The sequence below is a fragment of the Pantoea sp. Lij88 genome (genome assembly GCF_030062155.1).
Lineage (GTDB): Bacteria > Pseudomonadota > Gammaproteobacteria > Enterobacterales > Enterobacteriaceae > Pantoea.
In genome coordinates, this window is record NZ_CP118269.1 from 1233397 (window position 1) to 1254731 (window position 21335).

The following is a 21335-nucleotide window of genomic DNA, read 5'->3' on the forward strand; positions in this document are numbered from 1 at the left end:
CAACATATGTACCAACAAAACAGCGTGGATTTTGAAATATGACGGTGTACGTTAACGGGCTACAAAGGGAAGGTAAATGTTTGAAGTTGAAGAGTTGACTAGACTTTAAAATACTTAGGTGGGCTAACATATGGTGTCCCCTGCAGGAATCGAACCTGCAACTAGCCCTTAGGAGGGGCTCGTTATATCCATTTAACTAAGAGGACAGCGGGGCGCAGTATAGCGCAAAGAGGCCGTGAGATTCACTACATCGCCGTCCGTTTGCTCATTCCGCCAGCAATCCTGGTTTTCTGCACACGCTGACGTTAAGCGCAGAAAGCGTAAACAGCAGTGCTGAAGTCAGGGATGCCACCCAGACTGAAGCGGCACGCCCACTCTGAAAATCTTCGCTCCCCCTTTGCAGCAGACACCCCGATAAACGTTTTCAGCCGACCACAGAGCAAATCGCCTCCAGCCAACAGATCCGAAAGGCAGACAGGGTGAACTGTCTGCCTTTGTCGTTTACTCAGCGCCTTCCTTCTCTTCACGCTGACGGCGTTTCTCCTGCTTCCGTTTTTCCGCCTTCGCCTTGGCAACGGCCGCTTCACTCATGTCATTGCGGATCTGCGCATGGCTGATCAGCGCAAAAATCAGGGTGCCGCCGGTAATGTTGCCTAGCAGAGTCGGCAGGGCAAACGGCCAGAAGAATTCATGCCAGCTGATGCTGCCATTGAACACCAGATAGAGCACCTCCACCGATCCCACCACGATATGCGCCAGATCGCCCAAGGCAACCAGCCAGGTCATCATGACAATTACCAGCAGTTTGGCACCGCCCGCGGAGGGGAACATCCAGACCATGGTGGCGATTATCCAGCCTGAAATCACCGCATTGGCAAACATCTCGCCGGGGGTATTTTCCATCACCTTCATACTGATGTCGGTGAATGCCTGACGGGTGGCATCGTCAAAGATCGGCATCTCATTAAACGCCAGCGCACCCAGCGCCGTCCCGATCAGGTTACCCAGCAGCACAATGCCCCATAACCGTAACAGCAGAACGCCATTACTCCAGGTAGGTTTATGCATCACCGGCAACACGGCAGTGACGGTATTCTCTGTAAACAGCTGCTGGCGGGCCATAATGACGATGACAAAACCAAACGTGTATCCCAGGTTTTCCAGCAGGAAGGCGCCAGGCACCCCATCCAGATGCACCTGAAATATCCCTTTAGCCATCAGCGAGGCGCCCATCGACAGGCCCGCCGCAATGGCTGACCAGAGCAGCGCCATCCCATCGCGTTCCAGCTCTTTTTCGCCATCCTGACGAATCTCTTCATGGATCGCCGCAGCGCGGGAGGGTAAAGCCTCCTCATCGACTTCGATGTCAGTGCCCTTGTCCTTCTCTTCGCTCTCTACGTCGTTAGGACCCTGTTCATTACCTGATGAAGGCTTCATATTTTCTCCTGGTGATAGTGCTGTGGCGTAATAAGCGTAGCTGTTTTTTATTTGTCGGAAATGTAACGACCGATGCGAATAAGCGTAACAACGTTTTTCGGAACTGCATTTTTATTCAGACTCCTGGCGATACCGCACGAATAATCCCCTGGCATTGAAACTGAGCGCTGGGTCACACTTCGGCCCACAGCAACATTGTGGTAATATTCCGGCCACTTTTAGATTGTGCGATTCCCCCCTCGATGCTGGAAATCATTACGCTCACTTGTGCATACGATGAACGGTCGCTTTTCCGGCGGCTCTCATTTCGCGTGTCCGCAGGTGACATTGTGCAGATTGAAGGCCCGAATGGTGCCGGTAAGACCTCGTTATTGCGCCTGCTGGCTGGCCTGAGCCGTCCGGAAGAGGGGGAAATACGCTGGCAGCAGCAGCCGATCCTGCGACAGCGCGAAACCTGGCATCGTGCGATGCTCTATCTTGGCCATCAGCCCGGTGTCAAAGGCGTGCTCACGCCACTGGAAAATCTGCGCTTTTACCATCCCGGGTGCAGCGATGCGCAGATTTTTGCTGCGCTGGAAAGTGTCGATCTCACGGGCGACGAAGAGGTGCCGGTCAGCCGGTTATCGGCAGGGCAGCAGCGTCGGGTGGCGCTGGCGCGTCTGTGGCTCAGCCAGGCCCGCATCTGGATTCTCGACGAGCCGCTGACCGCCATCGACAAAGCGGGTATTGAAAAATTAATGGCGCAATTCGCCCGGCATGCCGATAACGGCGGTGCAGTGATCCTGACAACCCATCAGGATTTGCCTGCGGAGGCTGCGCGGGTGCGTAAAATTCGCCTCGGCGACGAGGAGGCAGACTGATGCTGTTTCGCCTCATCCAGCGTGAACTGCGCATTGCCTTTCGCGGCGGTGCGGATGTGGTTAATCCGCTCTGGTTTTTCCTGATCGTCATTACTCTGTTTCCGCTGGGCATCGGACCGGACCCGCAACAGCTGGCGCGCATTGCACCGGGGGTTGCCTGGGTTGCTGCGCTGCTGGCGTCGCTGCTGGCGCTGGAACGGCTGTTTCGCGATGACTTCAGCGATGGCTCGCTGGAGCAGCTGGTGCTGCTGCCGACGCCGCTGCCGGTGACGGTCACTGGCAAAGTGGTGGCGCACTGGCTGGTCACCGGCGTGCCGCTGATTATCCTGTCGCCGCTGGCTGCGCTGCTGCTGTCGCTGGATTTTAATGGCTGGCGGGCGATGGCCCTGACGCTGCTGCTCGGCACGCCAACGCTGAGTTTCCTCGGTGCGATTGGCGTCGGTCTGACGGTGGGTTTACGGCGCGGCGGCGTGTTGCTCAGCCTGCTGGTGCTGCCGCTGGCTATTCCGGTATTGATCTTCGCCAGTGCGGCGATGGAGGCAGCCAGTCAGGGATTGCCGATTGGCGGCTATCTGGCGATCCTTGGCGCGATGCTGCTGGGCAGCGCCACGCTCGCGCCGTTTGCCACGGCGGCGGCGCTGCGCATTACGTTGCAATAACCGCGCGTAAAAGACGCGGCAATACTCTTTTATCGATAATGTGAGCATTTGATATGTGGAAAGCGTTACATCAGCTGGCCAGGCCCGAGCGGCTCTATCAGTTTTCGGGGCGACTGGTTCCATGGTTTGCCATCGCCGGGCTGGCGGCGTTGCTGCTGGGGTGGGTCTGGGGATTTGGCTTTGCACCCGCAGACTATCAGCAGGGCGACAGTTTCCGCATCATGTACATTCATGTGCCCGCCGCGATGTGGTCGATGGGCATTTATGCCTCGATGGCCATCGCCGCCTTTATCGGCCTGGTGTGGCAGATGAAAATGGCCGATCTGGTCTCTGCTGCCATGGCGCCGGTGGGCGCAGTCTTTACCTTTATTGCGCTGGTCACCGGTTCCGCGTGGGGTAAGCCGATGTGGGGCACCTGGTGGATCTGGGATGCGCGTCTGACCTCGGAGCTGGTGCTGCTGTTCCTCTATATGGGCGTGATCGCGCTTTATCACGCTTTTGATGATCGCCGCACCGCAGGCCGGGCCGCCGGAATTCTGATTCTGGTCGGCGTGGTCAATCTGCCGATCATTCACTTCTCAGTGCAGTGGTGGAACACCCTCCATCAGGGCTCGTCTGGCATTCTCCAGCAGGCGATTGCGCCGGTCATGCGTACGCCGTTGCGCTGGGCGATCCTCGGTTATCTGCTGCTGTTTATCACGCTGACGCTGATGCGACTGCGCAACCTGATTCTGTTAACCGAGCGTCATCGTCCCTGGGCGATTGATGTGGCAAAGCGGGGAGAGCCATCATGACGCCTGCTTTTTCCTCCTGGCACGCCTTCTTTGCGATGGGAGGCTACGCCTTCTACGTCTGGCTGGCAGTTACCTGCACGCTGCTTCCACTTATCGGCCTGACGCTGCATACCCTGTTGCTGCGCCGTCGCCTGCTGGCTGAGATCCGCCAGCGCGATGCACGGGAACGTCGCATCCGGGCGGCGAAATCGAAAAAAGCCGCGGCTGAAGCGGCAGGAGAGACATTGTGAATACCCGTCGACGCAACCGCCTCTATGCGGCAGTGGCGATTCTGCTCGGCCTCGGCATGGCCACCGCGCTGGTGATGTATGCGCTGCGCTCAAACATCGATCTGTTCTATACCCCAGGCGAAATCCTCTACGGCAAAGGCGAAGCGCACGAGAAGCCGGAAGCGGGCCAGCGGCTGCGCGTCGGTGGCATGGTGATGCCCGGCAGTGTCCGGCGCGATCCGAAAACGCTGGCGGTGTCGTTCAAACTTTATGATGCGCGCGGCGTGGTCAGCGTCAGTTTTGAAGGCATCCTGCCGGATCTGTTCCGGGAAGGGCAGGGCGTCGTGGCGCAGGGCGTGCTGGCGGCAGGCAACCAGGTGATCGCCAAAGAAGTGCTGGCGAAACATGATGAGAAATATACGCCGCCGGAGATTGAAGACGCGATGAAGAGTAATCACACCGGCCCGCAGTCGTTGTATCAGGCGGGAAATAAATCATCATGATGCCCGAAATCGGAACCTTTCTGCTCTGCCTGGCGCTGGGACTTTCCCTGCTGCTGAGCAGCTATCCGCTGTGGGGCGCCATGCGCCAGGATGCCCGCCTGATGGCGATGGCGCGTCCGCTGGCCTGCGGACTGTTTGCCTGCATCGCGGCGGCGTTTGCGCTGCTGGTCTGGGCCTTTATCAGCAACGATTTTACCGTTGCCTATGTCGTCACGAACTCTAATAGTCTGCTGCCGGTTTACTATCGCATCGCCGCCACGTGGGGCGCGCATGAAGGATCGCTGCTGCTGTGGGTGCTGCTGCTCAGCACCTGGACACTGGCGGTAGCGATATTCAGTCGCGGAATGCCGCAGGATGCGCTGGCTCGTGTGCTGGCGGTGATGGGAATGATCAATCTCGGCTTCCTGCTGTTTATCCTGCTGACCTCCAACCCGTTTGGTCGCACGCTGCCGGACTTCCCGATTGACGGGCATGACCTCAATCCGATGCTGCAGGATATCGGCCTGATCTTCCATCCGCCGCTGCTCTATATGGGTTACGTCGGCTTTTCAGTGGCGTTTGCCTTTGCCATCGCCTCATTAATGGCTGGACGACTCGATACGGCCTGGGCGCGCTGGTCACGTCCCTGGACGACGGCGGCCTGGGTCTTTCTGACCATCGGTATCGTCCTCGGCTCCGCGTGGGCGTATTACGAGCTGGGCTGGGGCGGCTGGTGGTTCTGGGATCCGGTTGAGAATGCGTCGTTTATGCCGTGGCTGGCGGGCACTGCCCTGATGCACTCGCTGGCGGTGACCGAAAAGCGCGGCACCTTTAAGGCCTGGACCGTGCTGCTGGCGATCACCGCGTTTTCTTTAAGCCTGCTGGGGACGTTCCTGGTGCGCTCCGGGGTGCTGGTGTCGGTGCATTCCTTCGCCTCCGATCCGGCGCGCGGCATGTTTATCCTCGCGTTTCTGGTGATTGTCATCGGCAGTTCGCTGCTGCTCTATGCCATCAAAGGCGGGCAGGTTCGTGGCCGGGTACAGAATGAAACCTGGTCGCGCGAATCGTTTTTACTCGGTAATAACGTGCTGTTAATTGCCGCGATGCTGGTGGTGCTGCTCGGCACGCTGTTGCCGCTGATTCACAAGCAGCTGGGCCTGGGCAGCATTTCGGTCGGCGAGCCGTTCTTCAACACTATGTTCAGCTGGCTGATGGCGCCGTTTGCGCTGCTGATGGGGATCGGACCGCTGGTGCGCTGGCGTCGTGATGAGCCGCAGAAGCTGGCAAAACGGCTGGCGCTGGCGCTGATTGTCACGCTGGCCTGTTCCGTCATCATCCCCTGGTGGCTGCAGGATCGGATTGAGGCGATGACCGTGGTTGGCCTGCTGATGTCACTCTGGATTATCGTGCTGACGCTGCTGGAGCTCCACGAACGCGCCACCCATCGTCATCCGTTCTTTACCGGTTTACGTCACCTGTCGCGCAGTCACTGGGGGATGGTGCTGGGCCACCTGGGCGTAGGTGTGACGGTGATTGGCATTGCCTTCAGCACGCAGTACAGCGTGGAGCGGGATGTGCGGATGAAGGCGGGCGATAGCGTCGATATTCATCACTATCACTTTGTCTTCCGCGGCGTGCAGAATCTGCAGGGGCCAAACTACAGCGGCGGCATGGGCATCATTGATGTCACCCGCAACGGCAAACACGAAGCAACCCTGCAGGCGGAAAAACGCTTTTATACCGCCGCCCGCACGATGATGACCGAAGCGGCGATTGATGGCGGTTTCAGCCGCGATCTCTACGCGGCGCTGGGCGAAGAGCTGGAGGATGACAGCTGGGCCGTGCGCATCTACTACAAACCCTTTGTCCGCTGGATCTGGTTTGGTGGCGCGCTGATGGCGCTGGGTGGGCTGTTCTGCCTGTTCGATCCCCGCTACCGCTCGCGCAAAAAAGCGGGAACGGAGGCGCGGACATGAACAAGAAAATCCTGTTTATTCCCCTGATGCTGTTTCTGCTGCTGGCAGCGGCGCTGCTGTGGCAGCTGACGCGCAATGCCGATGGCGACGATCCCACCCGTCTCGAATCCGCGCTGATCGGCAAACCGGTGCCGCTGTTCCGGCTGGAAGCACTGGATCAGCCGGGCAAAACCTACGACCAGCGCGTGCTGACCGATGGCAAACCGATTCTGCTGAATGTCTGGGCGACCTGGTGTCCGACCTGCCGCGCTGAACATCAGTATCTGAATACGCTGGCGGAGCAGGGCATTCGCGTGGTCGGGCTGAACTACAAAGACGATCGTCAAAAAGCCGTTAACTGGCTGAACACGCTGGGTAATCCTTATGCACTGAGCCTCTATGATGGCAACGGTATGCTGGGGCTGGATCTCGGCGTCTATGGCGCGCCGGAAACCTTCCTGATCGACGGTAAAGGGATCATCCGTTATCGCCACGCGGGCGATCTGAATGCGCGCGTCTGGGATCAGGAAGTGAAACCCTTGTGGATTAAATACAGTGCGGAGGCGGGATCATGAGAACGCTGTTACTGCTCTGCGGCCTGTTGTTCAGCATCAACCTGTGGGCGACCATCGACACGCTGCAATTTGACTCGGTGGCGCAGGAAGAGCAATACCGTGACCTGACCGCGTCACTGCGCTGTCCGAAATGCCAGAACAACAGCATTGCCGACTCGAACGCGATGATTGCCGCCGACATGCGGCTGAAAGTCTATCAGCTGATGAAGCAGGGGCAGAGTCGCCAGCAAATCATCGACTACATGGTGGCGCGCTACGGCAATTTCGTCAGTTACTCACCCCCGGTCACGCCCTCAACCGTGATTTTGTGGGCTGGCCCGGCGCTGTTTGCGCTGCTGGGCGGTGCGGTGATCATCCTGCGCAGCCGTCAGCGCAAAACGCGCAGTGAGCTGGATGAAGATGAGCAACAGCGTCTTAATGCGCTACTGAAGTCAGACAGGAAGCCGTAATGAGTGCATTTTGGATCACCCTTTTTCTGTTATTGCTGGCGGTCTGCACGCTTTTCCTGACGGCGGGCTGGCGGCAACGTCAGGCCAGCGCAGGCGATCGCGATCGCCTTAATCAGCGCTTCTACCATCAGCGGATAGAGGAACTGGCGCAGGATGAAGAGCAGGGCGTCGTGGCCGAGCGTCCGCTGATGGAGCGGGAGCTACAGCAGACGCTGCTGGCGGATATTCCGCCAGCACAGACGCTGCAGTCACACACCAGCCGCCGCTGGATTCTGCTGCCGGGTCTGATTGTGCTGATTGCGGTTTCGCTGGGGACTTATCTGAAAACCGGCGGCCTGGCACAATTCACCGGCTGGATGCAGGTACAGCAGGCGTATCCTGAACTGCGAGCCCGCCTGATGGACCCCGGCGCTAAACCGCTGAGCATGGAAGAGCTGGCGCGTTTACAGCTCGGATTGCGTACCGCGTTGCAAACCGAACCGGATAATCTGGCCGACTGGACCATGCTGGGGCGGCTCGGCATGGTGCTGAATAATGCGGAGATCGCCAGCCAGGCGTTTGAGCATGCTTTACAACTGGCCCCCAACGATCTCGCGCTGAAGCAGGATTATGCGGAAGTCCTGACGCGGTCCCCCGATCCGCAGGATAACCGTCAGGCGTCACTGCTGCTGCAATCCTTGCTGAAAGCGGATCCGCAAAACCTGCGGACGCTGAGCCTGCTGGCGTTTAACGCCTATGGCCAACAGCAATACGATCAGGCTATCGAGGCATGGCAGACTCTTTTAGCGCTGTTGCCTGCCGGTGATCAGCGGCACGCGATGATCGCCCGCAGCATTGAAAAGGCCAGAAGTGAGGCCGGGCAGCAGAGTCGTCAGCTCGCGCTGACCGTGACGCTGACACCCAAGGCAGAAAAAATGTTACCGCCGGACGGAGTGTTGTATATTTCGGTTTCTGACGGGGCTTCACCGGTGCCGGTGGCGGTTAAACGAATGCCGCTCAGCCACTTCCCGCTGTCGTTGACGCTGGATGACAGCAACGCCATGATGCCGGATCGCCTGCTTTCGGCGCAGCATCAGGTAGAGGTTCGGGTGCGAATTTCCCGCGATGGCAGCGCCAATCCGCAGCCGGGAGACTGGCTGGGTCTGAGCGCCGTAACGCCCTGGGATGGGCATCAGTCAATTGCGGTAGAGATTAATAAGCAGCTTCCCTGAACGTACAAACTGATAACCGTTAATAATGATGCGTGCCATTGCCTGCTGCCTCTGGCACAAAGTCAGCTATGCTCATCGGGTAAGCCGATTAGACACCGGGCTGTGACCTGAACGATGGGCAGACCTTTTTGATCCGCACAGGGAGATTGGAATGAATTATCGCCTGACCAGCCTGGCTGTGGCCAGCGTCCTTCTGGTGGGTTGTGCCAGTTCAAAGCCGGCGAATAGCGATCCTGCTCAGCGCAGCGATCCGTTCGAAGGCTTTAACCGCACGATGTTTAACTTTAACTACAACGTGCTGGATCCGTATGTGTTGCGTCCGGTCGCTGTTGCCTGGCGCGATTATGTGCCGGTCCCGGCACGTACCGGCCTGAGCAACTTCCTGGGCAACCTGGAAGAGCCTGCCAGCATGGTCAATGCCATCCTGGTGGGTGACGGACGTGATGCGGGCATTCACTTTACCCGTTTCTTCCTGAACAGCGTGCTGGGCCTGGGTGGTTTCATTGACGTTGCCGGTAAAGCGAACCCGGAACTGGCGCGTGAAGAGCCGCACCGTTTCGGTACGACGCTGGGTCATTACGGCGTCGGCTACGGCCCGTATGTTGAACTGCCTGCTTACGGCAGCTTTACGGTTCGTCAGGATGGCGGCGACTACGTCGATACGCTCTATCCGATCCTCGGCTGGCTGACCTGGCCAATGTCGATTGGTAAGTGGACGCTTGAAGGGATCGAGACCCGCGCGCAGCTGCTGGATTCAGATGCGATCCTGAAACAGCAGAGCGATCCGTACGCCTTTATCCGTAACGCCTACTTCCAGCGTCACGACTTCCTGGCGCGTGGCGGTAAGCTCAAGCCGGAAGACAATCCTAACGCTGCCGCGATTCAGGATGACCTGAAGGATATCGACGCGCAGTAAGCGCAGGATCACATATCTGCGTGTCGCTGTGTTTTTCTGCAAACCGCACAGAAGCTGAAGCGATGGGAGCATACGCCTGGAGCAAAGCATCGCGGGGCATGGATGGTCCGCGCTGAGCAGCCAGGGATGGCGGTTTTGCGTCTTTGCGCAGGGCGTATGCTCCCTGAGCCAGTAAGCGATCCGCAGCCACAAAAAAAGGGCGACTCACCAGAGTCGCCCTTTTTGATCGCGCTATCCAATCAGAACTTGTAGTTAAAGTTCGCGCCGTAAAGCCAGGCCTTGCCTTCAGAGGTAAAGGTGTAAGGACCTTCTTTCACCGTCACTTTCTGTCCATGCATATAAGAGAGGCCTAAATCCACCGAGGCATTATCGTTAAAGGCATAAGATGTACCGGCGCTCAGCCATAACCGATCCTGGTCCGGGATAGAGATAGAACGCTTATCCGCCGGAACCGGGCTATCATCAAACGCAATACCGGTACGGAAAGTCCAGTTCTTGTCGTAGGAATAGGTGGTGCCCAGTGCAATGCGGTACGCATCACGGAAGCCTTCATCTTTATAGAACAATGTCTGGCCGTTTGAACCGGTCGCTTTCAGCTCCTGGAACTGGCTCCAGCTGGTATACGCCATGCTGTAGTGGACCGCCCACTGCGGTGCCACTTTATGCCAGCCCGACACTTCCCACATCTCTGGCAGATTCAGGGTTAACGCGCCCGGAACGGTAGTGCCGTTAGTGCCATAAGGTACACCTGACACAGCCGGATCGTTCACCGCATTCAGCCGGGATGAAAGGCTGCTTTTGTAATCGCCATCAAAGTCGACTTTCACTTCTGAACGATAGGTAAAGCCGAAGCGGTTATTCTCATCCACTTCATAAAGGACGCCGGCATTCCAGCCGTAGCCCCACTCATCGCCCTTCAGATGGGCAACCTGCGTATCAGCCGGAACCCCCAGCCTTGCGCCTGACTCTCCGGCATAGCGTTCAATCTTCGCTTTGGCATAAACCGCATCAAAACCGACACCCACACTAAAATGTTCATTCAGGCGGTAAGCGGTGCTGAGATTAAAATTGCCGGTCATCAGGTCGGTTTTACCGCCGTAACCGCCCGCGGTGTAGCCATTATTAAACTCTGTTGCTAAGCCATAATTAGACGTTGCAGACGCGCCAATCCACCACTGATCGTTGATCGGCTGGACGTAATGAATATTGGGGATCCACTGATTCGGCGCAATATTATTCGCATCCAGGCTGCGTCCACTCGGACTGCGACCACTGATGTTGACATCCGGCGCAATATAAACCGCACCGATAGAAAATTCCGGACGATCCATTAACGCCATCGTCGCCGGGTTACGGCTGGCTGACGCCGCCGTATCGCCCATTGCCCCTTCGCCTGAATATGCGCGACCTAAACCAATCGTAGAAAACTCATTTAACTGAAACCCAGCTGCGTAAACGTGTGAAGAGACAAGCGCCACTGCAGCCGCCACGGCTGACTTTGCAAACAGGTTTTTATGGTTCATGACCACAACCTCATGTGAATTATTATTTAACGCTATAACGTCGCGTAACAAAGGACGGCGGATTGTAGGGACTGATGTAAAACGCACATATCAGACCAGTGCGGAGAGTATAGGTCCGACCTGTGTACATGTTGCAATATTGTTTTTAAAATATTTCAGGGTTGATCGCTTAAAATTCGATCTGCTTAACAAAACGGCCCCGATTCTGCACAGCATACCGATTCCAGTTTGTTCTGGATCAATTTTTATTGTGATATTCGTCGCTTAGGGCCGTGCACGTGGCGCATCTTTCGTCGAGCAGGTAAAATTTCGGCCATAAAATCGCGCAACCCGCCAGATCGCTGGTCAGGAGAATGAAATGACTGATGCCATTAAAAAATGCAGTGCGACCGAAACTGCAGCCTGTTGCTGTGTTGATGTGGGCACGGTAATGGATAACACCGATTGCACTGCCAGCTGGTCGGAGTGGTTTGCGCAGCGTGCCGATGCGGAAGCCAAATTGGCGCAGCTCACCCGGCGAGCCCGCGAGGTAGAATCTGAACCCTGCGTCATTGAATCGCGCTTCAGCGACGTGAATCAGGGTGTGCAGCTGGATATCGATTTCACCTTCAGCTGCCAGGCTGAAACGATGATTTTTCAGCTCGGTTTGCGTTAAGTCCCAGACGCCGCATTAATGCGGCGTTTTTCATTTTCGTGTTTCCCTTCGCACTTTTTCCTTTCCGATATTGGCGGCTCACCCGCTTGTGGTTAACACTGATCAGGTCAGACCTCTTCAGGCAATGATGCCACAGTCCCAGCCACAGGTGAGAACAATGAGCAAAGCGCAGCCGCTGCTGACGCGTGATGGTGAACGCATCGCAATAACCCACGGATTACGCACCCCTTTCCTGCGCCAGGCGACCGGCTTTCATGGCATTCCCGCCATTGAGTTAGGACGCATGGTGGTCAGCGAATTAATGGCGCGCAGTGAACTGCCCGCTGAGGTGATCGAACAACTGGTCTTTGGTCAGGTCGTGCAGATGCCGGAAGCGCCGAACATTGCGCGTGAAATTGTATTAAGCAGCGGGCTGAGTGTGAATACCGATGCCTACAGCGTCAGCCGTGCCTGCGCCACCAGTTTCCAGGCGGTAGCGAATGTGGCAGAAAGTCTGATGGCGGGCACTATTTCTGCAGGCATTGCCGGTGGGGCGGACTCCTCTTCGGTGCTGCCCATCGGCGTCAGTAAAACGCTGGCCCGCGCGCTGGTGGATCTTAACAAAGCCCGCAGCGTCGGGCAGAAATTACAAATCCTGCGACGGCTGCGTCCGCGCGATCTGCTTCCGGTGCCGCCCGCGGTGGCGGAGTATTCGACCGGCCTGCGTATGGGCGACACGGCAGAGCAGATGGCCAAGAGTCACGGCATAACCCGTGAGGCACAGGATGCGCTGGCGCTGCGCTCCCATCAGCATGCCGCCAGAGCCTGGCAATCCGGAGTACTGAATCAGGAAGTGATGGCCGCCTTTGTGCCGCCGTGGAAAACCGCCATCGATCAGGACAATAACGTCCGCATGAACGCCAAAGCGGAGGATTACGCCCGGCTGCGTCCGGCATTTGATCGCCAGCACGGCAGCGTGACGGCGGCCAACAGCACGCCACTGACCGATGGTGCGGCCGCTGTGATTCTGATGCGCGAGGGCCGCGCCCGCGAACTGGGTCTCAGCCCGCTGGGCTATCTGCGCAGCTACGCCTTTACCGCCATCGGGGTGCAGCAGGACATGCTGCTGGGCCCGGCGTACGCGTCACCGCTCGCCCTGGATCGCGCTGGCATTTCTCTGGCCGATCTGACCCTAATCGATATGCATGAAGCGTTTGCCGCCCAGACGCTGAGCAACCTGCAAATGTTTCGTGATGAGCGCTTCGCCCGTGATGTACTGAATCGTCCGCATGCGCTGGGCGAAGTGAATGAAGAGCGCTTTAACGTGCTCGGCGGTTCAATCGCCTATGGTCACCCTTTTGCCGCCACGGGCGCGCGCATGATTACTCAGACGCTGAATGAATTACGCCGCCGGGGTGGCGGATTAGGCCTGGTCACCGCCTGTGCAGCAGGTGGTCTGGGTGCGGCAATGGTTCTGGAGGCCGAATAATGGAGCAGAATGCGTTTCATCTGAAGATGCGACTGGATCACGTCGGCATCATCACGATCGATGTCCCTGGCGAGAAGATGAACACCCTCAAAGCGGAGTTTGCCGGGCAGATCACCGCCATCATTGCAGAGGCGCGGCGCGATCCGCAGCTGGCGGGCCTGGTGTTGATCTCCGGCAAACCAGACAATTTTATCGCGGGCGCGGACATCAGCATGATCGATCGCTGTAAGAGTGCGCAGGAAGCCGAAGCGCTGGCAAAACAGGGCCAGGAAGTGATGGCGATGCTCGACGCGCTGCCGTTCCCGGTGGTCGCGGCGATCCACGGTGCCTGCCTGGGCGGCGGGCTGGAACTGGCGCTGGCCTGCGATGCGCGCATCTGCTCGCTGGATGATAAAACCCGTCTGGGATTGCCGGAAGTGCAGCTTGGTTTACTGCCTGGCTCCGGCGGCACTCAGCGGCTGCCACGCTTAATCGGCGTGCAGCAGGCGCTGCCGCTGATTCTGACCGGCAAAACGCTGCGCGCTAAGCAGGCCCGTAAGCTGGGCGTGGTCGATGATGCGGTGCCGCAGGCGATTCTGCTGGAAACGGCTATCGCGCGGGTGAAAAAGGGCAAGGTCAGTGGACGCACGCTGCCGCTGCGCGACCGTCTGCTGCACGGTCCGGTGGGCCGACAGGCACTGTTTGCGCTGGCGACCCGGCAGACAGCAGCCAAAACCCAAGGTAACTATCCGGCGGCAAACCGCATTATCGAGGTGGTGCGCATCGGGCTGGAGCAGGGCAGCCGCGCCGGACACGACGCCGAAGCGCGTGCCTTTGGTGAACTGGCGATGACGCCAGAGTCTGCTGCGCTGCGCGGGATCTTTTTCGCGACCACGGCCATGAAAAAGGAGCGGGGCGGTGAAGCTGAGCCCGCCACGGTTAAGAGCGTTGCTATTCTCGGCGGCGGCCTGATGGGCGGCGGCATCGCCAGCGTCACCGCGATCAACGCGGGCTTGCCGGTGCGGATCAAAGATATCAGCCTGGAGGGCGTGAACCATGCGCTGAAAACCAGCTGGGAACTGCTGAGCAAAAAGGTCAAACGACGCCAGCTCTCACCGGCACAGCGTCAGCAGCAGATGGCCCGTATCACGGGCGGCATCGATTATCAGGGCTTCTCACAGCGTGACGTGTTGATCGAAGCCGTATTCGAAGATTTAGCCCTGAAGCAGCAGATGGTCAGCGAAGTGGAAGCACACTGTCAGCCGCACACGTTGTTTGCCTCGAACACCTCTTCGCTGCCGATTGAGGAGATCGCCGCTAAGGCGCAGCGTCCGGAAAACGTTATCGGTCTGCACTACTTCAGTCCGGTTGAGAAGATGCCGCTGGTGGAAGTGATCCCCCATCTGAACACTTCAACCGCAACGCTGGTGACAATTGTGGCGCTGGCGCGCAGCCAGGGTAAAACCCCGATAGTGGTGGCAGACAAGCCAGGTTTCTATGTGAACCGCATCCTGACGCCCTATATAAATGAAGCGATGCGTTGCCTGCTGGAGGGCGAGCCGATTGAGCATATTGATCGGGCACTGGTGAAGTTTGGTTTCCCGGTCGGCCCGATTCAGCTGCTGGATGAGGTCGGTATCGACGTCGGCAGCAAAATCAGCCCCATCCTGCATCAGGCCTATGGTGAACGCTTTGCCGCGCCTGCCGCTTTTGATGCGGTGCTGAAGGATGGCCGCAAGGGACGTAAAAACAGTAAAGGCTTTTATCGCTATGACCAGCCGCGCTGGCAGCGTAAAAAACCGGACGCCTCGCTGTATACGTTGCTGAAGGTCACGCCGCAGGCACGGCAGAGTGAAACGCAGATTGCTGAACGCTGCGTGATGATGATGCTGAATGAGGCGGCCCGCTGTCTTGATGAGCAGGTGATTCGCTGCGCGCGCGATGGCGATATCGGTGCGGTGTTTGGCATCGGCTTTCCGCCATTTCTGGGCGGTCCGTTCCACTACATGGACAAACTGGGGGCGGCGGAAGTCGTCAACAGGTTAACCCGGCTTACGCAGCAACACGGGGAACGATTTACCCCCTGCGAAGCGCTGAATGAGGCGGCCAGAAAATAGACGAAATTTTACATTTCTGCTGAAAATGGAATAACCAATCCGATTCAGCGGCTTAGAAAAGCGCCGCCAGAATGTGCGGCGCAGCATGATTCTGAGAAGTGCTTATTTAATAAACAACCGGTTGACTATACTGAAGCCATTAGGGTAAAACACAGCGTTCATTCGCAGAGTGAAGAGTCAGACGCTACGCGTCGGGCGATGTCGACAAACAACAGCGGTGCTTTATGCAAGTTTTTATCATGCGTCACGGCGATGCGGCTCTGGAAGCAGCCAGTGATTCAGTCAGGCCTTTGACCTTATGTGGCTGCAATGAATCACGTCAGATGGCTAACTGGCTTAACAGTCAGACGCCGGACATTGAGCGAGTTCTGGTGAGTCCCTATTTACGCGCGCAGCAAACGCTCGCGACCGTGCGTGAAGCCTTTCCCCTGCCGGAAGGCCAGGACGTTCTGCCGGAGTTAACGCCGGGTGGCGATCCGGAGATGGTCGGGTGCTATCTGCAGGCCCTGGCGAATGAAGGTGTGAAATCGGCGCTGGTGATCTCACATTTACCGTTGGTGGGGTATTTAGTCTCTGAACTGTGCCCGCAGGAAGCGCCGCCAATGTTCGCCACTTCCGCTATTGCCTGCGTGGAGTTCGATCCCGCGGCGAGTGCCGGTAAACTGCTGTGGCAGGTCAGTCCCAAAAAACTGGCGAAAGCGATCTGACGTCTGTGGGCCGATCACACCGGCCCCTCTCTCAGGGCAACTCAGGCGGTTGCCACTCCTCAATCTCAATCAATACCAGCAGTGCGGCGTCTCCGCCGAACATTTTCGGTGCCTGATGAAATGCCATCACCCACGGATGCTGGGCCAGCCACAGCGGCGTCTGCTGCTTCAGAATATGCTTTCCATGACCGGTCATAACACTGGCGCAGAACAGATGTTCACGGCGGCAGGCGGCGATCAGTGCGCCCAGTTCCTGCTTGGCCTGCTGCTGCGTTAAACCGTGAAGGTCGAGGAAAATCTCCGGCGTATAGTCACCACGACGCAATTTTTTCAGCTCAAAGTGGCTGACATCGGCGCGCACGTAACGGGTTGCCCCTTCGGTTGAGAGCAGCGGCTGAAACTCATCCGAAAAGTAATGACTGTTATCCGCCTGCTCTGAAAGCAGACGCTTGACCGGGATCTGGCGGGTTTTCACCGGCGCTTTGTGGACAAATGTGTCCTGTTTCAACTGCCGCGTTCCCGTCATTAACTGGCGAAATAGCGCTTGATCATCCGGGCTTAGTGGCGTTTTTTTACTCATGGCAGGTCAGTCATATCAGAAAAGGCTGTCACACAGCAGAGCCGCTACCTTACCGTTAAGTGTCATTAAATGTCAGCTTTTTCACCTCGCTGCGCTGAATTCTCCCCGGCTTCATGGCACACTACTGGCCGATTTAGCAAAAGGCCTGCGGAGGGCTACGTGGACAAAATTTTCGTCGATGAGGCAGTGAACGAACTGCACACCATTCAGGACATGCTGCGCTGGGCGGTCAGCCGCTTTTCCGCTGCCGGAATCTGGTACGGACATGGCACAGACAATCCCTGGGACGAAGCCGTTCAACTGGTCCTGCCGTCACTCTGGCTGCCGCTGGATATTCCCGAAGATATGCGCAGTGCGCGTCTGACCGCCAGCGAACGTCTGCTGATTGTTGAGCGCGTCATCCGTCGCGTCAACGAGCGCATCCCGGTCGCCTATCTGACCAATAAAGCCTGGTTCTGCGGTCACGAATTCTTTGTTGATGAGCGCGTGCTGGTGCCGCGTTCACCGATTGGCGAACTGATTGAGAACCGCTTTGCCGGTCTGGTCAGTACGCCGCCCCGTCATATTCTGGATATGTGTACCGGCAGCGGCTGCATCGCGATTGCCTGCGCCTATGCTTTCCCGGAAGCGGAAGTGGACGCCGTGGATATCTCCACCGGTGCGCTGGCCGTCGCCGAGCAGAACATTGAAGAGCATGGTCTGATTCACCAGGTCACGCCGATTCGTGCCGACCTGTTCCGCGAACTGCCGCAGCTGAAATATGATTTGATCGTCACCAATCCGCCGTATGTTGATGCGGAAGATATGGATGACCTGCCGAACGAATATCGCCACGAGCCGGAGCTTGGCCTGGCGGCTGGCAGTGACGGCCTCAAGCTGGTGCGCCGCATTCTGGCCTGCGCACCGGACTATCTCAGCGAGCAGGGCGTACTGGTCTGCGAAGTCGGTAACAGCATGGTGCACATGATCGAGCAGTATCCCGATGTGCCCTTTACCTGGCTGGAATTCGACAACGGCGGTGACGGCGTCTTTACGCTGACGCGCCAGCAGATTGTTGACGCACAACACCATTTCTCTTTTTACAAAGACTAAAAGTGGGGCGAAGCCTCGCCCGCCGAACCCTGAGAAGGAAACAGCATGGCCGGAAACAGCATCGGGCAATTTTTTCGAGTAACTACCTTTGGCGAGTCCCACGGTCTTGCGCTGGGCTGTATCGTTGACGGCGTGCCGCCTGGCATCCCGCTGACCGAAGCCGATATTCAGCACGATCTCGATCGCCGTCGTCCTGGCACATCGCGCTATACCACGCAGCGCCGCGAGCCGGATCAGGTGAAAATTTTGTCCGGTGTGTTTGAAGGTGTGACCACCGGCACCTCGATTGGCCTGCTGATTGAGAACACCGATCAGCGTTCGCAGGATTATGGCGCGATTAAAGATCTGTTCCGTCCGGGTCATGCGGATTACACCTACGAGCAGAAATATGGTCAGCGCGATTATCGTGGCGGTGGCCGCTCGTCGGCGCGCGAAACCGCGATGCGCGTGGCGGCAGGTGCCATCGCCAAGAAATATCTGCAGATGAAACACGGTGTGGTGGTGCGCGGCTATCTGTCACAGATCGGTGATATCGCCTGTGAGCTGAAGGACTGGAGCATCGTGGAAGAGAACCCGTTCTTCTGCCCGGATGCCGACAAGCTGGAGGCGCTGGATGAACTGATGCGTGGCCTGAAAAAAGAGGGCGACTCCATTGGCGCTAAGGTCACCGTCATGGCAGAGAACGTGCCGCCAGGCCTGGGCGAGCCGGTCTTCGACCGACTGGATGCCGATCTGGCGCATGCCCTGATGAGCATCAATGCCGTGAAAGGCGTTGAAATCGGTGACGGCTTTGCAGTGGTGAACCAGCGCGGCAGTCAGCATCGCGACGAGATCCGCCACGACGGTTTCCAGAGCAACCACGCGGGCGGCATTCTGGGCGGCATCAGTAGCGGTCAGATCATCAGCGCCAATGTGGCGATGAAACCAACCTCCAGCATCACCGTGCCGGGTAAAACCATTACCCGCGACGGCGAAGAAGTAGAGATGATCACCAAAGGTCGTCACGATCCCTGCGTCGGGATCCGTGCCGTGCCGATCGCTGAGGCGATGATGGCGATCGTCCTGATGGATCATCTGCTGCGCCAGCGGGCGCAGAACGGTGACGTTAACAGCTCCGTGCCGCGCTGGTGATGGCATGAAAGCGCTCCTGCTTACCCTGAGTGCGCTGCTGATCAGCGCCTCCAGCCTGGCGGCGACGCCGTGGCAAAATATTCAGCATCCGATTAGTGGCGCACCGCAGTCCATCGGTGGCTTTGCCAACGGCTGTATTGTGGGCGCGCAGTCGCTGCCGCTGAATTCACCTTACTATCAGGTGATGCGTCAGGATCAGCGGCGTTACTTCGGTCATCCCGATCTGATTCAGTTTATTCAGCGGCTCAGCACCCAGGTGCATAATCTGCAACTGGGTAACGTGCTGATTGGCGACATGGGCATGGCGGCAGGCGGGCGTTTCAGCAGCGGTCACGCCAGTCACCAGACCGGACTGGATGTAGATATCTGGCTGCAACTGCCGAAAACCCGCTGGAGCGCGCAGCAGTTGCTGAAGCCGCAGCCGCTGGATCTGGTCGGGCCGGGCGATAAAAATGTGATTGCACGCCACTGGCAGCCGGAAATCGACAGCCTGATTAAACTGGCGGCGAAAGATGACGATGTGACGCGCATCTTCGTCAATCCGGCGATTAAAAAGCAGCTTTGTGCCGATGCGGGTAACGATCGTGACTGGCTGCGTAAAGTCCGTCCATGGTTCGCTCACCGCGCGCATATGCATGTGCGGTTGCGTTGCCCGGCGGGCAGTATCGGCTGTGAAGATCAGCCCGCACCGCCGCCGGGCGATGGCTGTGGCGCAGAGCTGCAAAGCTGGTTCCTGCCGAAACAGCCCGGTTCCGGCGCGCCGGTGAAACGTGAGCCACCGCCGTTACCGCCTGCCTGTCAGGCCCTGCTGGATAAACATCTACTGTAAGGGATTCCATGGATTGGTTTGTGGTCAGCCCGCTGCTGGTCGGGCTGCTGTTTTTAATCGCCATGCTCGCCGGTTTCATTGACTCAATCGCAGGTGGCGGAGGATTACTGACGGTACCTTCATTGCTGGCTGCGGGCCTCTCTCCGGCCCAGGCGCTGGCGACCAATAAACTGCAATCGGTCGGCGGATCGTTTTCCGCCAGCCTCTACTTTATCCGGCGTGGTGCGGTCAACCTGAACGAACAGTGGCTGAACATCGCCATGACGCTGCTGGGATCCGTGCTGGGCGCGATACTGATTCAGCGCCTGCAGGCGGATTTCCTGCGCCAGATGCTGCCGCTGTTTTTAATCGCGATTGGCCTGTGGTTCCTGCTGATGCCACGCCTGGGCGAAGTCGATCAGGCGCGACGCCTGCACGGTCTGGCCTATGCGCTGGTCGGCGGCGGGGCAGTGGGATTCTACGACGGATTTTTCGGACCGGGCGCAGGTTCTTTCTATGCGCTGGCTTTCGTCACGCTCTGCGGCTACAACCTGGCTAAAGCGACCGCCCATGCCAAGGTGCTCAACTTCACCTCAAACCTTGGCAGTCTGCTGTTCTTTATCTTTGGCGGCAAAGTGGTGTGGGGAACCGGCCTTGTCATGATGCTCGGCGCTTTCTGCGGCGCACGTCTGGGCGCACGGCTGGTGCTGAGCCGCGGACAGAAACTGATCCGCCCGATGGTGGTGATTGTCTCAGCTGTCATGAGCATTAAATTATTGTGGGACAGCCACGGCAGCGCAGTTCTGGCCTGGCTGGCTACGCTGCATTCGTAACCTAAAACGTGATACCGTCATGAACCCGACACATCATTATGAACAGCTGATCACGCTGTTTGATCGCTGTTTCAGCGATGAATTTCAGACCCGTCTAATTAAAGGCGACGATGAACCGATCTATCTTCCTGCTGATGAAGCGTCGCCGTGGAACCGTGTGGTCTTTGCCCACGGCTTCTACGCCAGCGCACTGCATGAGATCTCACACTGGTGCATCGCCGGTGAAGCCCGCCGCAAACGGGTCGATTTTGGTTACTGGTACTGTCCGGATGGCCGCGATGCGCTGACCCAGAGTCAGTTTGAAGCGGTGGAAGTGAAGCCGCAGGCGCTGGAGTGGATGTTTTGTACGGCAGCAGGCTTTCCCTTCAACGTGAGTTGTGACAATCTCGACGGAGATTATGAGCCGGATCGCATTGGGTTCCAGCGTAAAGTGCATGCTCAGGTCATGAGCTATCTGACGTCGGGCATTCCCGACCGTCCCGCGCGTTTTATTACCGCCCTGGCGGAATTTTATGGCAGGCCTTCATTAACAGCGTCGCAGTTTCCCTGGCCGGACGATCTGTGATGCAGGAAGGCATTATTAATAGAGGAATTGAGATGATCGCAGAATTTGAAGCGCGTATTCTGGCCCTGATTGACGACATGGTCGAGCATGCCAGTGACGATGAGCTGTTCGCCAGCGGTTATCTGCGCGGGCATCTGACACTGGCCGTCGCTGAAGTGGAGCAACTGGGCGAACATACGCCAGAAGCGCTGCAGATTCAGGTCTCACGCAGCCTGCAAAATGCCATTGCTGCCGGCGAACTCTCACCGCGCGATCAGGCTTTAGTGGTCGGGATGTGGGATAACCTGTTTGTTCAGGCACGCCAGCTCTCTGCATAACCGTTCGGGGCGG

23 protein-coding genes and 1 tRNA gene are annotated in these 21335 nt (G+C 57.9%); 20 read left to right on the forward strand and 4 right to left on the reverse strand.

Annotation, left to right across the window (positions count from 1 at the left end; translation table 11 throughout):
• Window positions 1-131 precede the first annotated feature (131 nt).
• A tRNA-Arg gene (locus PU624_RS09640) sits at window positions 132-206 on the reverse strand.
• Between the two features lie 295 nt (window positions 207-501).
• Complete coding sequence (locus PU624_RS09645; protein ID WP_283547440.1) at window positions 502-1437, reverse strand: formate/nitrite transporter family protein; 936 nt, start codon at window positions 1435-1437, stop codon at window positions 502-504.
• Window positions 1438-1679: 242 nt separating this feature from the next.
• On the opposite strand from PU624_RS09645, the gene ccmA reads away from it, so the two are divergent.
• From ccmA to mlaA, 10 genes are all read left to right on the forward strand, one after another.
• Entirely contained in the window at window positions 1680-2297 is a 618-nt protein-coding gene (ccmA, locus tag PU624_RS09650; RefSeq protein ID WP_283547441.1) for a cytochrome c biogenesis heme-transporting ATPase CcmA, read from the forward strand.
• Window positions 2297-2956 carry a heme exporter protein CcmB gene (ccmB, locus tag PU624_RS09655; protein ID WP_283547442.1) on the forward strand — a complete coding sequence of 220 codons (660 nt, stop codon included), beginning with the start codon at window positions 2297-2299 and terminating at the stop codon, window positions 2954-2956. The genes ccmA and ccmB overlap by 1 nt, the downstream gene beginning before the upstream one ends.
• Before the next feature lie 53 nt (window positions 2957-3009).
• Window positions 3010-3750 carry a heme ABC transporter permease gene (locus tag PU624_RS09660; RefSeq protein ID WP_283547443.1) on the forward strand — a complete coding sequence of 247 codons (741 nt, stop codon included), beginning with the start codon at window positions 3010-3012 and terminating at the stop codon, window positions 3748-3750.
• A complete protein-coding gene (gene ccmD / locus PU624_RS09665) occupies window positions 3747-3980 on the forward strand; it encodes a heme exporter protein CcmD (RefSeq protein WP_283547444.1) in 234 nt (77 codons plus the stop codon). Before PU624_RS09660 ends, ccmD begins: the two co-directional genes overlap by 4 nt.
• Window positions 3977-4462, forward strand: a complete 486-nt coding sequence (ccmE, locus tag PU624_RS09670; protein WP_283547445.1) for a cytochrome c maturation protein CcmE — start codon at window positions 3977-3979, stop codon at window positions 4460-4462. The genes ccmD and ccmE overlap by 4 nt, the downstream gene beginning before the upstream one ends.
• Window positions 4459-6417 carry a heme lyase CcmF/NrfE family subunit gene (locus tag PU624_RS09675; RefSeq protein ID WP_283547446.1) on the forward strand — a complete coding sequence of 653 codons (1959 nt, stop codon included), beginning with the start codon at window positions 4459-4461 and terminating at the stop codon, window positions 6415-6417. Before ccmE ends, PU624_RS09675 begins: the two co-directional genes overlap by 4 nt.
• Window positions 6414-6971 (forward strand): DsbE family thiol:disulfide interchange protein, encoded by a 558-nt coding sequence (locus tag PU624_RS09680; protein ID WP_283547447.1) that lies wholly within the window; start codon window positions 6414-6416, stop codon window positions 6969-6971. The genes PU624_RS09675 and PU624_RS09680 overlap by 4 nt, the downstream gene beginning before the upstream one ends.
• On the forward strand, window positions 6968-7420 hold the full coding sequence (locus tag PU624_RS09685; RefSeq protein WP_283547448.1) for a cytochrome c-type biogenesis protein: 453 nt from the start codon (window positions 6968-6970) through the stop codon (window positions 7418-7420). The genes PU624_RS09680 and PU624_RS09685 overlap by 4 nt, the downstream gene beginning before the upstream one ends.
• Window positions 7420-8631, forward strand: a complete 1212-nt coding sequence (gene ccmI / locus PU624_RS09690; protein WP_283547449.1) for a c-type cytochrome biogenesis protein CcmI — start codon at window positions 7420-7422, stop codon at window positions 8629-8631. The genes PU624_RS09685 and ccmI overlap by 1 nt, the downstream gene beginning before the upstream one ends.
• Window positions 8632-8782: 151 nt before the next feature.
• Window positions 8783-9547, forward strand: a complete 765-nt coding sequence (mlaA, locus tag PU624_RS09695; RefSeq protein WP_179895182.1) for a phospholipid-binding lipoprotein MlaA — start codon at window positions 8783-8785, stop codon at window positions 9545-9547.
• 239 nt (window positions 9548-9786) lie between these two features.
• Here mlaA and fadL read toward each other — a convergent pair whose 3' ends face one another.
• Window positions 9787-11070, reverse strand: a complete 1284-nt coding sequence (gene fadL / locus PU624_RS09700; RefSeq protein ID WP_283547450.1) for a long-chain fatty acid transporter FadL — start codon at window positions 11068-11070, stop codon at window positions 9787-9789.
• 358 nt (window positions 11071-11428) lie between these two features.
• On the opposite strand from fadL, the gene PU624_RS09705 reads away from it, so the two are divergent.
• The 4 genes from PU624_RS09705 to sixA all read left to right on the forward strand — a co-directional run bounded on the left by PU624_RS09705 (window position 11429) and on the right by sixA (window position 15996).
• Window positions 11429-11725, forward strand: coding sequence for a YfcZ/YiiS family protein (locus PU624_RS09705; RefSeq protein WP_283547451.1), 297 nt, complete (start codon window positions 11429-11431; stop codon window positions 11723-11725).
• A 157-nt stretch (window positions 11726-11882) separates the two neighbouring features.
• Window positions 11883-13193, forward strand: a complete 1311-nt coding sequence (fadI, locus tag PU624_RS09710) for an acetyl-CoA C-acyltransferase FadI (protein ID WP_283547452.1) — start codon at window positions 11883-11885, stop codon at window positions 13191-13193.
• On the forward strand, window positions 13193-15289 hold the full coding sequence (gene fadJ / locus PU624_RS09715) for a fatty acid oxidation complex subunit alpha FadJ (RefSeq protein ID WP_283547453.1): 2097 nt from the start codon (window positions 13193-13195) through the stop codon (window positions 15287-15289). Before fadI ends, fadJ begins: the two co-directional genes overlap by 1 nt.
• A 224-nt stretch (window positions 15290-15513) precedes the next feature.
• Window positions 15514-15996, forward strand: a complete 483-nt coding sequence (sixA, locus tag PU624_RS09720; RefSeq protein ID WP_283547454.1) for a phosphohistidine phosphatase SixA — start codon at window positions 15514-15516, stop codon at window positions 15994-15996.
• A gap of 31 nt (window positions 15997-16027) precedes the next feature.
• Here sixA and smrB read toward each other — a convergent pair whose 3' ends face one another.
• Window positions 16028-16576 (reverse strand): endonuclease SmrB, encoded by a 549-nt coding sequence (gene smrB / locus PU624_RS09725; protein WP_031590577.1) that lies wholly within the window; start codon window positions 16574-16576, stop codon window positions 16028-16030.
• A gap of 159 nt (window positions 16577-16735) precedes the next feature.
• Between smrB and prmB the strand changes: the two genes are divergently transcribed.
• The 6 genes from prmB to PU624_RS09755 are packed head-to-tail and all read left to right on the forward strand — an operon-like array spanning window position 16736 to window position 21322.
• The gene (gene prmB / locus PU624_RS09730) at window positions 16736-17668 is read left to right on the forward strand and encodes a 50S ribosomal protein L3 N(5)-glutamine methyltransferase (protein ID WP_033783751.1); all 933 of its coding nucleotides are present in this window, start codon (window positions 16736-16738) and stop codon (window positions 17666-17668) included.
• Between the two features lie 45 nt (window positions 17669-17713).
• Window positions 17714-18799 (forward strand): chorismate synthase, encoded by a 1086-nt coding sequence (gene aroC, locus PU624_RS09735; protein ID WP_078804626.1) that lies wholly within the window; start codon window positions 17714-17716, stop codon window positions 18797-18799.
• Window positions 18800-18803: 4 nt separating this feature from the next.
• The gene (gene mepA / locus PU624_RS09740) at window positions 18804-19628 is read left to right on the forward strand and encodes a penicillin-insensitive murein endopeptidase (protein ID WP_283547455.1); all 825 of its coding nucleotides are present in this window, start codon (window positions 18804-18806) and stop codon (window positions 19626-19628) included.
• A gap of 8 nt (window positions 19629-19636) precedes the next feature.
• A complete protein-coding gene (locus tag PU624_RS09745) occupies window positions 19637-20440 on the forward strand; it encodes a sulfite exporter TauE/SafE family protein (protein WP_283547456.1) in 804 nt (267 codons plus the stop codon).
• Between the two features lie 19 nt (window positions 20441-20459).
• The gene (locus tag PU624_RS09750; protein ID WP_283547457.1) at window positions 20460-21005 is read left to right on the forward strand and encodes an elongation factor P hydroxylase; all 546 of its coding nucleotides are present in this window, start codon (window positions 20460-20462) and stop codon (window positions 21003-21005) included.
• A 32-nt stretch (window positions 21006-21037) separates the two neighbouring features.
• Window positions 21038-21322 (forward strand): YfcL family protein, encoded by a 285-nt coding sequence (locus PU624_RS09755; RefSeq protein ID WP_003854283.1) that lies wholly within the window; start codon window positions 21038-21040, stop codon window positions 21320-21322.
• Window positions 21323-21335 lie beyond the last annotated feature (13 nt).

Bases quoted from the DNA above. Each gene is read 5' to 3' on its own strand.
- PU624_RS09645 (WP_283547440.1), bottom strand. From the start codon at position 1,437: ATGAAGCCTTCATCAGGTAATGAACAGGGTCCTAACGACGTAGAGAGC.
- ccmA (WP_283547441.1), top strand. From the start codon at position 1,680: ATGCTGGAAATCATTACGCTCACTTGTGCATACGATGAACGGTCGCTT.
- ccmB (WP_283547442.1), top strand. From the start codon at position 2,297: ATGCTGTTTCGCCTCATCCAGCGTGAACTGCGCATTGCCTTTCGCGGC.
- PU624_RS09660 (WP_283547443.1), top strand. From the start codon at position 3,010: ATGTGGAAAGCGTTACATCAGCTGGCCAGGCCCGAGCGGCTCTATCAG.
- ccmD (WP_283547444.1), top strand. From the start codon at position 3,747: ATGACGCCTGCTTTTTCCTCCTGGCACGCCTTCTTTGCGATGGGAGGC.
- PU624_RS09675 (WP_283547446.1), top strand. From the start codon at position 4,459: ATGATGCCCGAAATCGGAACCTTTCTGCTCTGCCTGGCGCTGGGACTT.
- PU624_RS09680 (WP_283547447.1), top strand. From the start codon at position 6,414: ATGAACAAGAAAATCCTGTTTATTCCCCTGATGCTGTTTCTGCTGCTG.
- PU624_RS09685 (WP_283547448.1), top strand. From the start codon at position 6,968: ATGAGAACGCTGTTACTGCTCTGCGGCCTGTTGTTCAGCATCAACCTG.
- ccmI (WP_283547449.1), top strand. From the start codon at position 7,420: ATGAGTGCATTTTGGATCACCCTTTTTCTGTTATTGCTGGCGGTCTGC.
- mlaA (WP_179895182.1), top strand. From the start codon at position 8,783: ATGAATTATCGCCTGACCAGCCTGGCTGTGGCCAGCGTCCTTCTGGTG.
- fadL (WP_283547450.1), bottom strand. From the start codon at position 11,070: ATGAACCATAAAAACCTGTTTGCAAAGTCAGCCGTGGCGGCTGCAGTG.
- PU624_RS09705 (WP_283547451.1), top strand. From the start codon at position 11,429: ATGACTGATGCCATTAAAAAATGCAGTGCGACCGAAACTGCAGCCTGT.
- fadI (WP_283547452.1), top strand. From the start codon at position 11,883: ATGAGCAAAGCGCAGCCGCTGCTGACGCGTGATGGTGAACGCATCGCA.
- fadJ (WP_283547453.1), top strand. From the start codon at position 13,193: ATGGAGCAGAATGCGTTTCATCTGAAGATGCGACTGGATCACGTCGGC.
- sixA (WP_283547454.1), top strand. From the start codon at position 15,514: ATGCAAGTTTTTATCATGCGTCACGGCGATGCGGCTCTGGAAGCAGCC.
- smrB (WP_031590577.1), bottom strand. From the start codon at position 16,576: ATGAGTAAAAAAACGCCACTAAGCCCGGATGATCAAGCGCTATTTCGC.
- aroC (WP_078804626.1), top strand. From the start codon at position 17,714: ATGGCCGGAAACAGCATCGGGCAATTTTTTCGAGTAACTACCTTTGGC.
- mepA (WP_283547455.1), top strand. From the start codon at position 18,804: ATGAAAGCGCTCCTGCTTACCCTGAGTGCGCTGCTGATCAGCGCCTCC.
- PU624_RS09745 (WP_283547456.1), top strand. From the start codon at position 19,637: ATGGATTGGTTTGTGGTCAGCCCGCTGCTGGTCGGGCTGCTGTTTTTA.
- PU624_RS09750 (WP_283547457.1), top strand. From the start codon at position 20,460: ATGAACCCGACACATCATTATGAACAGCTGATCACGCTGTTTGATCGC.
- PU624_RS09755 (WP_003854283.1), top strand. From the start codon at position 21,038: ATGATCGCAGAATTTGAAGCGCGTATTCTGGCCCTGATTGACGACATG.